This window comes from Dyadobacter psychrotolerans, assembly GCF_004349265.1.
GTDB classification, from domain to species: Bacteria; Bacteroidota; Bacteroidia; order Cytophagales; family Spirosomataceae; genus Dyadobacter; species Dyadobacter psychrotolerans.
In genome coordinates, this window is record NZ_SMFL01000018.1 from 47,632 (window position 1) to 61,490 (window position 13,859).

General features: G+C 37.7%; 14 protein-coding genes. 1 reads left to right on the forward strand and 13 read right to left on the reverse strand.

Going from position 1 to position 13,859, the window contains the following annotated elements; translation table 11 throughout:
- The first annotated feature begins 492 nt into the window (after positions 1-492).
- A complete protein-coding gene (locus E0F88_RS29825) occupies positions 493-729 on the forward strand; it encodes a hypothetical protein (protein ID WP_131961996.1) in 237 nt (78 codons plus the stop codon).
- 740 nt (positions 730-1,469) lie between these two features.
- On the opposite strand, the gene E0F88_RS29830 is transcribed toward E0F88_RS29825, so the two are convergent.
- From E0F88_RS29830 to E0F88_RS29890, 13 genes are all read right to left on the reverse strand, one after another.
- Positions 1,470-1,964, reverse strand: a complete 495-nt coding sequence (locus E0F88_RS29830) for a hypothetical protein (RefSeq protein ID WP_131961997.1) — start codon at positions 1,962-1,964, stop codon at positions 1,470-1,472.
- A gap of 20 nt (positions 1,965-1,984) precedes the next feature.
- On the reverse strand, positions 1,985-2,557 hold the full coding sequence (locus E0F88_RS29835) for a conjugal transfer protein TraO (RefSeq protein ID WP_131961998.1): 573 nt from the start codon (positions 2,555-2,557) through the stop codon (positions 1,985-1,987).
- Positions 2,558-2,559: 2 nt separating this feature from the next.
- Positions 2,560-3,552 (reverse strand): conjugative transposon protein TraN, encoded by a 993-nt coding sequence (traN, locus tag E0F88_RS29840; RefSeq protein WP_131961999.1) that lies wholly within the window; start codon positions 3,550-3,552, stop codon positions 2,560-2,562.
- A 41-nt stretch (positions 3,553-3,593) separates the two neighbouring features.
- Entirely contained in the window at positions 3,594-5,033 is a 1,440-nt protein-coding gene (traM, locus tag E0F88_RS29845; protein ID WP_131962000.1) for a conjugative transposon protein TraM, read from the reverse strand.
- A 281-nt stretch (positions 5,034-5,314) separates the two neighbouring features.
- On the reverse strand, positions 5,315-5,941 hold the full coding sequence (gene traK, locus E0F88_RS29850; protein ID WP_131962001.1) for a conjugative transposon protein TraK: 627 nt from the start codon (positions 5,939-5,941) through the stop codon (positions 5,315-5,317).
- Positions 5,942-6,170: 229 nt separating this feature from the next.
- Positions 6,171-7,388, reverse strand: a complete 1,218-nt coding sequence (locus E0F88_RS29855; protein ID WP_131962002.1) for a TraJ family protein — start codon at positions 7,386-7,388, stop codon at positions 6,171-6,173.
- A gap of 36 nt (positions 7,389-7,424) precedes the next feature.
- Positions 7,425-8,606, reverse strand: coding sequence for a hypothetical protein (locus tag E0F88_RS29860; protein WP_131962003.1), 1,182 nt, complete (start codon positions 8,604-8,606; stop codon positions 7,425-7,427).
- Between the two features lie 13 nt (positions 8,607-8,619).
- Positions 8,620-11,151 (reverse strand): TraG family conjugative transposon ATPase, encoded by a 2,532-nt coding sequence (locus tag E0F88_RS29865; RefSeq protein WP_131962004.1) that lies wholly within the window; start codon positions 11,149-11,151, stop codon positions 8,620-8,622.
- A 2-nt stretch (positions 11,152-11,153) separates the two neighbouring features.
- The gene (locus E0F88_RS29870) at positions 11,154-11,483 is read right to left on the reverse strand and encodes a DUF4133 domain-containing protein (protein WP_131962005.1); all 330 of its coding nucleotides are present in this window, start codon (positions 11,481-11,483) and stop codon (positions 11,154-11,156) included.
- 89 nt (positions 11,484-11,572) lie between these two features.
- Positions 11,573-12,004 carry a DUF4134 family protein gene (locus E0F88_RS29875; RefSeq protein ID WP_165940183.1) on the reverse strand — a complete coding sequence of 144 codons (432 nt, stop codon included), beginning with the start codon at positions 12,002-12,004 and terminating at the stop codon, positions 11,573-11,575.
- A gap of 8 nt (positions 12,005-12,012) precedes the next feature.
- The gene (locus E0F88_RS29880) at positions 12,013-12,363 is read right to left on the reverse strand and encodes a DUF4134 family protein (RefSeq protein WP_131962007.1); all 351 of its coding nucleotides are present in this window, start codon (positions 12,361-12,363) and stop codon (positions 12,013-12,015) included.
- Between the two features lie 87 nt (positions 12,364-12,450).
- A complete protein-coding gene (locus E0F88_RS29885) occupies positions 12,451-12,777 on the reverse strand; it encodes a DUF4134 domain-containing protein (RefSeq protein WP_229213955.1) in 327 nt (108 codons plus the stop codon).
- Between the two features lie 241 nt (positions 12,778-13,018).
- The gene (locus E0F88_RS29890; protein WP_131962008.1) at positions 13,019-13,792 is read right to left on the reverse strand and encodes a hypothetical protein; all 774 of its coding nucleotides are present in this window, start codon (positions 13,790-13,792) and stop codon (positions 13,019-13,021) included.
- Positions 13,793-13,859: the final 67 nt, after the last annotated feature.

The window sequence follows — 13,859 nt, forward strand, 5'->3', positions numbered from 1 at the left end:
AAAATTAAAATTGGCTGTCGCAAATACTACATGTAAGGCGAGTGGGTTGTCGGGAATGCTACATGTAAATGATTTTGGCTGTCGAGAATACTACATGTAATTTTTACTGGTTGTCGAGAATGCTACATGTAAGTCAAAATTGTGTATTGGTTGTCGGGAATCCTACATGTAATAGAAGTCAATTTATTGCGTTTCCAGCGAATTGAGAGGGGGGTATGTCCAGAATACTACATCAATATTATATAACAATTATAAAAACTATAAAAAGAGAAAAAGAAAAGCGGTATTCGCTATCGCTCATGTTTTTATTATTTGAACAAATGGGGAAGAGAATGTGCAATTTTTTTAAACTAATAAGATAGTTGTAATTTTTTGTATAATTTATACTTCGAGCGATCCAGGCTAACAATGGTTTTAATAAAATTACTATTACAATATATTGTATATTACATTTTATTGTAATATATTTATTAGAATTTTATAACCTATATTATGGAAAGGAAAATAGACGCCGGAGGCCGATGTATTGATGTTTTAAGTTGGATATCAGCCGGATTTTTAAGTTGCATGTGGATCAGTTTACTAATACTGGATCTATCTTACGATACAACGTTGTTTTTAAAGGCTCATATTGTGGCTCTGGTGACGTTTGCCATCAACTACGATACAAAGTTTAACCTCAAAAATGTTAATCCCGGTACAGATGATAAAATAGGCTGCAAATATTAAGATAGTAACAGAAGTATCAGAAGGCATTAAAGCCAAGCAGATCTCGTTCAAAGATATTTATAAAGCATGATCTTTCCGTATGCAAATCTAAGCGTCAAGTTTGGAGGTGTTTTAGTAGGAAATGCAATGTCTGGGTTGTCCGAAATACTACATGTAACTTTTTTTGAAGATGATAATCTTTGATCCTGAGCTAGAACCGTTTCATTGTATAATCATGCGAAATGCCATTCTTGTTACTAATTCTGCCAGCAGCTTCATATTCGTTTATCAACTTCCCTGATTTTAGATGGGTTGTCGCAAATACTACATGTAAGCCTTTGGAAAACTCTGGTTTTTTAAGGATTTCAGAAGGTTAATTTCGGCTTAATCATATCATATAACAGTTTAATAGGACAAAACTTAATTTGTTCTACAGTACAAGGTCCGTATTATCACAGCCCAAAACGGGTTGTCGAGAATGCTACATGTAGCTTTGTAAAAAAAACCTAAGTTTTTGCTAATCAACTTCATTAGCTCCCGGTCTGATCAGTGCTCTGTCACCTAAGAAAATGCTTATCCTGGTTGAAAATCGTTTTAATTTCTCTAAGGTTTTCAGCTGGCCACACCTGGCGCTGGCGCACAAAACACTAGCATTAAATAGGGTAGGGGAGATCATGAAAATGCCCCAAACCTGACAGGGTATTGGGGCGCGAAAAATTAAACCTCTTAAAATTTAATTATCGGAAGTCAAAATTAAGTCTTTATTTGACTATAAAAAAGCTCTTTTTAAAGGTCTTTGATTTCTTTGCATCGTCAGTACAGGTTATATTTACTGATGTCTGTCCAAGAGTTATTGGAAGGAATAGAATGTAAAGTTTGTCTTCGACGAAACTCGATGTTGTAACGTTGAGCCAGTCATTCGCTCTTATTTCTTGCGCCCGGTATACCAAGCTAGCGTCGGTACCTTCATCCACCTGATATGTTATTTTATAATTTACATTCTTACTGAACGTCAGCTGCTTTAAGTATAGTTCAAGGAAAATAACTCTGCTTTTGCTGATCGTATCGGTTGGTATTACGACATAGCTTGTATCCCTACCGAGCTTCGCATCCATCGCTCGAAAGGAAAAGTTATATTCAGGAAAGCCTGGTGTTGCCCCATAATCTTCCATAGGTGTTAGGCTTAACTGTCCTTCACATCCTATTAGTGTCGCTATTCCTAAGAACATTACGAACATATATATTGCATTTTTCATAGCTCTGTTTATTATTTACACTATCTATTGAAACGGTAACCAATGCCCAGCTGGGTATGGAATATCTTGGTACTTGATTTAGGAAGCCAACGCTGTTTTGCCTGGATTGTGAAATTTTCGATTTCAACCTCTATTCCCATCATTCCACCGATCAGAAATTTGTTTTTGTTGTTTATGTGGTAATTACCGGCTACGCTAACATTATTATTTACACTTTCATAGCCAGCAAGCAACTGTGGAATGGCGTTGAGATAAAAGACTCGTCTTTTACTTTTAATAAGCTTAAATCCATGTCCAAATTGAACACTGTAATGACGTACTGGGATTGTACCTGTATTAAGTCCATCCGGACTGAACGCATACGTCTTTTGCAAGTAGTCTAAGTTCCACCTCCAAGAGTTTTCAAACTTATTGTATCTACCTGTACCTAGCGATACCCAAAAACCTGAATTGTCATTTTTTAGGTTATGATCGATGCCATCAACAGTACCAGCTGCAATGTCAAAAAATCTACTGCCTTTGACATGTACTTGAGAAAAGGAATAAGTAACCGAAAGACACATAAATAGTATTGTAAGATTTATAAATTTCATGATTATAGATTTTTTACCTGAAGTAATGTCTGATTGTCCAACTGGAACTTTACATGGCGGCCACCGGCTTTTTCATACACCTCAATTTCTAATATTTTGCCATCCGCAAGAGTGTAATAAGGGAATGAGATCACTTTATCAATGTCCGAGTAGCCGTTTAACTGATCAGGAGTAATTGGGTAAGACATTAAAGTTTTAATTTCTTCCTCTTGCACAGCCATTCTCTTGACGTAATTTTTATCTCTAACAAATACCTTAATAAAATCAATATTATAAGGCATATAGCTCTTATTTTTAAGTTGAAGCTTCATAAACAAGACATTATTATTGTCCAGGTATAACCCCTTCACCAGAGCTTCAAAATTGTCCTTTTTGGCTCCAACATGCCGGATGAAATTCTTCTTATCTATAACTTTTTGGGAGGAAACCTTCAATGCTTCTTCCAAATAATTGCCTTCCGCAAGTACATAAGTGTTCGGAGAACTATTGGAGCCAGCACCGATTCCTAACGCCTTTGTAGCTTCATAATCAGCGACTATATTGTTAGAAATATTGATGTTGAACACCGCTGGGTTTTCATTGTACCGCACTAAAAAACTGTAAAGACCTCCATCCTCTGTTAAAACTGTCATATTTGTTTCTTCAACAAATCCCTTAACGTCACTTTTAACACGAAGAACATTCAGCACAGCTTCTGGGACAGTGGCAATCACAACGTCACTTCCGGCATCAAAATCTTTTATTTTGCTTGGAAATACTATGTGAGTAGTCTTGTTAAATGAAAGTTCAACGGGATAGCTACCTCTTACCGATGCTTTTGCAATCGGCAAAATGAAAGGGTGGGGGTCAATCACTATGGGCTTTAAGTGACTCTTTTTTGATACACTGTTTGGTATCAGTGAATCTAGTGAATCGCTCACAATCTGCACATTATTCTGAGCAATTACGGTCTTACTCAAAACTAACATGAGTACAATTGGAAGTATTTTTTTCATGGCTATTGGATTTCTAATTTGCTTGATATTTGATGTTTTACTTACTCAATTATTTCTGAATCACTTTCTCCTTCAGTGTCAGTTTCTTCGTTGTTTTTACCTGCTCTTAACAGAATTTGGTAGTTGGGTCTTACCTGAGCCTTGGGCTGCTGCATCTTTCTTTGAAGAACATTTCTTCCTGTCTGCATCACCATATTAACACCTTGGCTGGCGAGTTGACCTCCAACTTGCTGTGCGACCGAACCACCCATTACATATGAAGGAGACATCATTTGTGTTGAACTTTGCGCAAGTGAATTATTTACTTGTTGCTTGATTCTCATATCAGGAACGTACAAACCCTTACGACCATCCAAATCATAAGCTACAAGGCTTACATTGTAGATGAAATTATTTATCCTAATGGTATTAACGGATATATCTATACGATCTCCGGTAATTCGAGCAATTCCATATACCAAAGTATTTTTTGGAAGGATTAAAGGTTCTCCTTCTTTTATAATTTTGGTTTCATCCTGCATCCGGATTGATACTGATGAACCATTAGTCACTGTAATCCCGTCTCCGTCACCATGCACTACGGCCCTGATAGATCCTTTAACTTTTGATGGTCGATTGTTTTTAACCTTACTGCCGTTCAAACCGTAAAAACCATTTCCACCTTCTTTCCCATTTGTTCCGATAGAAGAAGTGTTAACTTCTACACTGTATTCATCATTGCTTTGAGTATTCTGTCCTTTATTTTTTCCAGGAGAATAATTTCTGGGCATTGTATTTTGGCCAACATTCATAGGTGGCCGCTGCACCGGCTGATTTTGTTGATTCATTTGCTTATCCAACATGGCCAGAAGTTTGTCATTTGCTTTGAGTCGTTGTTCTTCTTCTTTAATCGCTCGTACTTTCTCAGCCCTTTCTTCTCGTTCGGCAGCAGGATTATTGTACATGTTGTTAACTGTCCGGTTAACATCACGGTTGTAAGCATTTTGCTGCGCAATACTGCCTTGTCTCACTTTGTTTTTTCTTTGCTGACTGGTTAATTTCATATCCTCTGAACTCAACGTCCCATTCCCTTTATTTGCTGCCCCCATTGATTTTGCAAAAGCTTCGACATCATCTTTGGTATTTGCTTCCAAACCGCTGACGTTATTTTTGTCGCCTGCCATCATGCGGGAATTCATATTAGCATTGTCGTCAAGGGTTATTCCTAGGCCATCAACCGGCTGCATATCTCCTGATAAACTGGCTGATGCATCATATTTCTGGTCTTTCTTTAATTCTTTAACTTTTGCATCCGGTATTGCCAGATCAAGACCTACTTCTTTGTTAATTTCTTGTTTGGATCCTCCAATCCATCCTTGCTGGTTTCCGACGATACCTATTCCAACAAGAAACGGAATGGGGAGAAGTATCATGAATAAGTGCTTCGATGGCTTCGAAAGAGCCTTGGCTTTTTCAGCCTTTATTTCGGTATTAGCTGCCATTTTAGTGTTTGATTATTACTGATAAAATTGAATATAGGAAGTAGCAGAAGGAGCCCACCCACAGGAAAATGACAATTCCACTTGTTGTCTTTTTCCCAATTATATCCTGCCAAGAATTGAGCTTGTGTCCTGTGATCTGGAATTGCGCATCTATCTTTTCGCGGATAGTTGAACCTAACTGATAACCTGATAGCTGTTTATCTTCCGCCGGTCTTTTATCTTTTCTTTTAAAGTTCTTGAGAATCATAGTTCACCAGATTTACTTAATATATTTTGGGTTTTCACCTAACAACTCCTACATTTTCTTCCTTAGGATCGCTTCTGTGAGTAATTGTAAAGTTTCTTAAAAGGAAACCTTGTGGATTCACTTCTGATCGTGTTACGTCAACCAACGTTGCTTCAGAAGCCAATATTCGGGTACTTCTATTAGTTGCTCTTTCTTGGGTAATTTTGAAGATTGTCCTTACCGTGTATGGATATTTTTTTAGGTCTACATCGACACTTTCAACTGTAACTTTTTGATTCGTATTCGATTGAATCAACTTTTGATAAAATTGATCTTCTTTTAATCTGTCAAATGTTCGTTTAGCAGATTCGTCTGCAAGAAAGGAAGCTTTGACAAAGTTTGCCTCAATTGATCTTGCGTCAGGAGGGCAAGTAAAAAACAGCTCGTGAAAGCGAGTTACATGGAATTTTGCTTCGGCTGGCCGGTTTTCTAACACATTTGCGCTAAACGCTTCCAGTGCTACGCCTCTGTTAATCACGTATATCCGATTACTCGAGTCATGAACTTGTTTAAAAGCTAGCACTACTGAAACAATACAAATTAATATGCAACCAACGATCACTGTAATTACCAGAAGTCTGTTCCGTTGATGCCCCTTCTCCATGTTTAATAGCTCATTCATTTTTTTATTTTTTTTATGTTTGGAATGATGATCTCCGTTCTATTTTTTGTCTCGTCATACACCTGTATTGTGACACCTTGGTTATGCACATAAAATACAGCTGTTTTGTCTGCATAATATTTGTAGCACCAAGCTAAGCATCCGACAGTCAACGAGAATGCTAGAATTGTAATAATTATCGCTTCCAGTTGTACCCTGAGATACGATTGATATAATGATGGTTTTTTCATTAGCTAACTGTTGCTGTTTTTGGTGCTGGCTTGCTCGAAAAAGATCCGGATCTTCCTGATGGATATCCGCCACCACTTTGACTACCACTATCGTGATTTTTTGATCCCATTATGTTACCCATACCTCGTGATGCACCTGCTTGCTGTACAACTGAACCCATTGGTCCAGCTCCGCCCATACTAGCAGCACCCATTGAACCACCGCCCATTCTCATACTTCCGAATCGTTTTGCAGCCATACCACCGGCAGCAGCTTTTCCAGTTAGTCCCTGAATCATTCCGGAAGATCCACCGACAACCATTATCATGTTTGTAATGGATGGTATTTGTGTGTAGAGTACCAAAAGGATAATAAGGACTCCTGTATAAACTAATCCAAAGGCAAATGGATCTTGTCCTGGAAGCGTGGAAGACATATCTCCGGAAATCATCATTTCATCTAGAAACCCCATGTTTAAAGTGACAGCGATATTTTGATATATTCCAGCCACCATCGGCAATAGGGCATAATTAATGTATTTACCAAACCATTCAATTACGTTGTTCGATAAACCATCGAAAATGGCAAATGCAATAGCTAAAGGAGCAATAATCCTTAGTATTATACGATATATGGCTGATATCAAATACAGGATTATATACGCGATATCTCCTAGTAATGCGAGGATAGCTTGTGTGAAGTCATATAAAGCTGATTTGAAATCATCTGCCATTTTTCCGGTTGCAATATTAAAAGCCTTGCTTACTGATTTAAACATATCGTCTTCCGGCTCACCGAATTCCATGTTATATGCATCTTCATTTTCTTCGATTTGCTGCCACTTCTTTTTAACGGCTTGCTCCCTTTTTTTCTGTAATTCAGCAACCCTTTGCTTTACGGACTCACTGTCAGCTTGCGCAGCAACCGCAACTTTCTTAAACGTTGCATCTATTAGAGTAGTGATTTCTGGAATCAAGCCAATTAAGATCATTAAGGCAAATGGCCTGAGTAACGGGATAAAATTGATTCCTTCGTTTCTTACAATCTGACCTGATATTTTTGAACCGATATAAAATAGGCCAGCGATTCCGGCAATTCCTCTGGATGCGGCCATTAGCTCAGTACCAATAGCACTACCATAGGTATTGTCAGCTATCTGCTTCGCATACATTAAATCTATTACTCTCAAAAGATCGGCGCTGCCGAAACTGTCGGCTAGTAGCATAAATGTGCTCATTGTTATGAATTTTAATTGTGGATGTTAGAGAAGAGTCTATTCTTTTTCTTTAATTTTTGTCGTGGACTTCCCTTTATATTTTTCTGCAATAGTAGCTTCGGCTGCGGCCATTTTCTCATTCATCTCTTTTGTATACTGATCTCTTAGCGGTGACACTGTTTCCTGCACGAGTACATTACGCTGCATATCAATTCCTTTTTCATATGCTTCCCAAAGTGGTCCACATATTTCTTCCATTTGGTATTCCCAATCCTTCATGGCTTTTTGGAAGGCATCTTTTCCTCTGTCTTCGTATTGAGTAGTTACCGTCACTCCGGAAGTCGAATCATAATGCATGGTTGTACCAAAAAATGTACTTTGTCCTGTTGGTGTAGGAACCATTGGACAAGCTCCCTCTTTCATTTTTATCATGTAGAATCCATTTTCCGTTGTTTTTGGGATTTGCATGTTTGCCAGCGATTGAGCCTCTAATTCAGCAATTTGCAGTTTGTTATTAAACTCCTGGTAAAGTTGCTGTTGAATCATGGCAGCTTCCTGAGCCATCTTTTTTTCAATATCAAAATCGACTTCTTCATTGTCATATTCGTTTCCGAATGTATAACCTGGGAACTCATCAACACCGGAAAAGCCACTACCACCTTCTCCTGATACATTGCTAGCAATTTTGTAAAGACGCGCAGTAGCACTTTTATCGTCCATACCAAATGCCCTTCTTTGAGATATATAGTTGATTTTTCCGACGTAAGACTTTATTTCAGAATTCAAGTTGCGAAGTCTTTCGGAAGCTTTATTCACTCCTTCAAGTCTTGAACCATCATCCATCGTAGAGTTCTTCTGTTGCACCACTTCGGCTAAATCCTTGGTAATATTTGCTACTTCCTTGGAAAAACTGGTAAAGTCTTTCGATATCACGCTATATTCTGATGATAATATGTGTTTATCAGCGGCAAGCGCGGCTCCATAGTTATTAATCAGTTTTAATGTAGTAGTGGCTTCCTGAGCCAAGCTTACGCCCCTTCCAACTTGACGAATGAACTTGCTGATTTGAACCAACTTCTTCACATTTCCTACCAGCTGTACAAAGCTTGGCTCCTGGAAAAACTTAATTATTGTTGTAATGACAGTATGGATTGGATCGTTCGTAATCATTTGCGAATACGCACCGCCTGATAAGGAAAAAAATAGTAATGCTGCAAAAACGTGTTTTTTGAATTTCATGATTGCTATGATTTTAAATGGAATTCACTTTTAGTTGTTGCTTACCTGGCCGTTCTCCACCTGCCCAAGCAGTTGTTGCCCTGGTCATATCATTATGATAATTCTCTTTTGCAAGTCTGTGTATTTCTTCCACTTCATCCTTCCTTGTAGTGAAGGCAGCATACGCGGTTGGGCTTACTTCAATACCATAAACTTTGGCATAGTCCTTTAAAAGGATACATACTTCTCTGTAAGGTGGCCTTTTATGATCAATGGATCTATTAACAGATTGAACAATGGAAGCTTGTTTTTCACTTAGTCCGAGTAAGCCTTCAATTTCTTTAAATCTGTTTTCATAGTTTTTCTGATCTAAAAGGATTTTAATATCAGAGTTATTGATGATGGCATCTTTTACAACTTCACTACCAATAAGGTCATCCAGCTCCTGGGTAACAACGATCAAGGAGCCATCATGCTTTCTTACTGTTTTAGAAGCCCAGCGCAGGAAGTTTGCAAACTTTTCTTTCGTCAATGCTTTCCAAGCTTCTTCAATAATCAGAGCTTTAATTGTTCCCTTTACACTGAATAACTTACGTACATAAGTATTCATAATCATGATTGTTGTTACCGGAAACAACACAGGATGGTCTTTGATGTTGTCCAATTCGTAGATCACAAAAGGGAGATCCATTAGATCAATGTTTTTCCTCGAATTGAGCAGAAAACCGTATTGCCCATCATCATAATAAGGCTTCAATACGTAAAGGAAATTTTTTAGATCAAACTCAACGTCTTCCCTGCCGCCGTTTTTCTGGAAAACTGCGGGAAACTCGACTTTTGTGTAGTCGTAAAAGGTATCGAAACAAGGATAGTACTTCTCTCCAACTAACCTTTTAGCTCTAAGGAATACATAATATGAGTGAACAATGTCTCTAATTGTTGTTAGTTCAGCATTTGTCACTCGCTCATTATCCGTTTTCCATAAGCTCAATAGCAATTCAGACAATGCGTCTTCGTCTTCCTCGGATGGATTGAGCGTTTTAAAGAAGAATGGATTAAACGCGATTGGATCGTCTTGTGAATAGGTTATATACCTACCACCCATTGTTTCACATAATTTTTTGTAACTATGGCCAACATCGACAATACTTACATGCATCTTGGCTGTAAGCATGTAATACACCATATTATTTGTGAAAAATGATTTCCCTGAGCCAGATGGACCTACAATAAATGTATTTCTGTTAGCGATCGCACCTTTCTTCAAAGGGGCATCATACAGATCAACCATTAATGGATAGCCAAACCTATCAGTCATGCGTATTCCGGACGGAGAATATCCTGCGTCATTATAGTTTGTTTCTATCGCCAGTAAACTGACAGCTTCGTCAACAAATGATGTTAGCAAATTATCTACTCCGATTTCTGCTATGTTACCTGGAATGCAACTCCAATATATCGTAGAAATGTCGTGTCTAGCTTGTCGTGGGGTGAATCCCAAATTTGCAATAGAAGAAGCTGTGGTTGATTTATAAGCTTCCGCAGTTTCTCTGTCGTTTGCCCAAATCATAACATTAAAATGCGCCTTTACAGGAACCCTGCCATTTTTTTCCATTTCTAGAAGGAAATCATCTTTGTAGGCCATTGATACCTGATTCCCTTTTTCCCACTCAGAAAAGGAGTGGTGCCTTTTAATCTCTTTAACGAGGTTTTTGTTGATCGTCCCACGATCTTCAATCATTATTACTTGATTGAAGATATGATTGAAGGGCATTCCAATACCCAATACTGCACCCGTGCTTACTGGTATTTGGTATCTGTCAGAGGAATATGGTTCGTAGGTTATCGAATTGGTTACCGCTGGTGGAAAGTCATTCAATTCGGATATTACGTACATGTATACCCATTTATTACCAATTTTTAAGGAGCCATCTTTTGATGTTTCCGTTTCCAATAAACTTCTATCATTATAGCTTAGACTTCGGTAGTTATCAAGCAACCCAGTTTCTTTTTCAGAACCTAAAATTTCTGATGGTGATAATCTCCTGGCCTTAATTTTACCAGATCCATTCAGAAGATACTCAAATTGTGCACAGGAATCCATGAAAGCATCCCAAGTGCTTTGCTGTAACATTTCTTTTGGAACAAGATGCCTTTTTAACAAAGACGAATTCTTGCTCGACCTTGTTTTTGCATCCATTGAAGGCCGTGTTACATATATGTAGCATTTATGTACTACATGAGGCCTTTCACCAAAGTGTTTTTCGTTAGCATGTGCAAGATAGTTTCCATTCTTAATGGTTGGATTGTTAAAGTCAGCAGTATATTCAGCTTCTACATACCAGTCTTGCTTATGTACAATATAGCCGACAGGAAGTGTTTTTATCGCGTTAACATATGCATCTGAAAGAATATCAATTTCACCATCGGAAGCTGTAAAAACTTCCGGATGTATTAGCTCAAATGCAAGGGTAATATCAGCATTAGCTGACACCATAACATCGGTAAGTGAATCTATTGCAAGAATTGGGAAGATGCTTTCTTCCTCCTTGATTTTCATCGACATAATTAATTTCTTTTAACTGCTCTAAGTTTTACGACATTACGGGAGGCTTTTCGTCTAACTATAAATTTTGGTTGCATGCTAACAACTGGCAATTTGCTAAACCCCCATTTGCCATGTGATTTATTATAGTGTTGTGGCACAAAAAAAGAGGCAGCTAAACCGCCAACGAGAAAGACAATACTGATAATAATCGGCATGCCGACAATATGAAAGAACAGAGTCAACATGATTGTTATAACTCCCCCAATTGCTGCATAATAAAAGAATTGGCCTTTAAGACCTTTAAACTCAATCTCGTTGTCGATCCCTCTATAAATGGTATATTTTTTCATGGCTAATAAATGGTTATGTTTAAGTGATACGCTGTCACTTAATACTTCCTTATTTTGATTCAATTGTTGAGTTAGTGAAAGGTTGTTAATTAGTTAAGTATGCTGTCAATGATCCATCCCATCATAAATAGGAACATTAAAGAGCCAAACCATTTTAGACCATAGTCATAAACATCGTCGTCACCATCCCTTACCTTTTTGTATATACGAACAAGACCAATAATCGAAAATAATATTCCCAGGTATAGTGCAGCCTGATGAGCTTCCGCTCCGTAACTAATAGCTACGAGATGTGGAGCAGTACCCGAACTTGCCCAGCCAGCACTATCCGTATATATAAAAGCTTCTACAGCATATACAAGTGCCGATGCTCCCACTAATCCAGCGCCCCATCTAATAACTGGCCCTTCAAACTCTTCTCCCTTTTGCATATTTTGGAAAATGCGCAGACCTGCTATTAATCCGGCAACAGCAATAATAGTTAGTGCTATAATTTTTGCCATTACCCATGCACCACTCATTGACATAGCTATTCATTGATAAAATTTTCAACATTGGAATCACCCGAAAATGGTTTTTGCTGCGAAGCAATTCTTTGCAACAATGTTCCTACAAGCAGTACTGCTATGATCGCAGCAACCCATCTAAATCCATACCCTTCAATATCGTCGTCACCATTCATCGATTTAAAATAGATTTTTAAGCCACCAAGCAGACCCATAAAACCACAGATAGCGTAAACAAATGTTGTAAACAATTGTAAGTTATCTGATATAGGATTAGTCACATATCTATCAATTATTGATCCATCAATAGCACCTTCTCCTGTTCCAACATAATGTTGCATTTGAACTAGAATTTGGCCAAATATAATCTTCATTACTTCGATGGTTTATAATTTTGGGTTTAAGAATGCCAAATGGTTACTAACCATTTGGCATTTAATACATCTTAAAACTTTATTTTCTTAGGTGAAGAATACTGACTCCAATACTGCTGCAATTGCCAATAGGAATAAAAAGGCACCTACCCAGCCAATTGCATGTTTTTGTGCATCCTGATCTCCGTTTTGTATCTTGGAATAAACACGAAAACCTCCAAATATACCTACTAAGGCAGCAATCACATAAATTAGAGCTGTTACTGGTTCAAAGTACAATTGCAGATCAGCTGTTGCTTGCGATATGGCAGCAGCTCCAGCCTGTATACCTTTATTACCCTGAGCCAAAACACTACCCATTCCTACTAAAATCATTGCTGATGCAGCAGTCACCTTTTTAAAAATCTGTTTCATAGAACTGTTTTTGAATTGTTTAAAAATATTTAAAAGAACTGTTGAATGCTCGTCTGGATGTTAGGACACCGTTTTTTTGAATTGTTTATATCCCCAACATCCTATTAAAATTCCGATGGTGGAAAAGACACAATAGAAAAATGTTTCTTCAATTGTGACAAGAGATAAGGAGCCTTTGAATCCAACATAAAAGATCAATAGCGCTCCAATGAGTACACCAAAGACTAATTCGAAGTTTAGTTTATGCAGCTTGTTCATATTGAAATTGTGGAAATAAATTAAAAATAACTCTCTCACGAGATGTTAGCAGCTTGCTAACGATTATCTCTATACGGTTGCCGGTTGTGACTTCAAGTTTGTTGACCATATTATTAACTTGAATGCATTCTTGCGTCAGAGCGGTTCTAGCTTCATCACTTTCATACATTTGCATTTTTAGTGAATTGTGAAGAATCAAATCTTCTGTTGACATGTCTCCAACGAATCTTTCTTCAAGGCCACTAGGGTAAGATTCATCTTCATCGTCTTCGTCATGTATCACAGCATAAAAAATTTGATCTTCATCTTCCTCTGAATTATCAGTCATGCCAACATTTTCTTGCCCACCTTGTTCCTTACCTACTTCTAAGTGATTTTCAGAATTATTAGGATGTGGCTGATTCGTTAAGACCTTTTTTTTTTCTGGATCTTCAACCGTCTCAGGGATTTGTTGTTCAACTGGTTCGGCAGGTAGGTTCCCTCCTATTCTTGCATTTTCATCAAACATGAAACCCTCATTGTTTTCTTCTTGGCCTCCTTTCATAGCCAATTCGATGTTTCTACGATCAGCTTCTGAAATAGAGCCTCCCCTACCGCCTTTGAGTGAATTGAATGACTCAGCCTTTGGTTTTTCGCTTAATTTGTTCTGATTGTTTGATAGCAGACCATTTAAAGAAGTATAGGCAAACACATATCCGATGAACAATACGAAGCAAAGGATAATATAAATTGAATTACTGATAACGATAGCTAACATAGTTCGTTAGATAAAAATATTAAATTGATATTATCAAAGGTATAAAATATAAAATTTATAATTTATA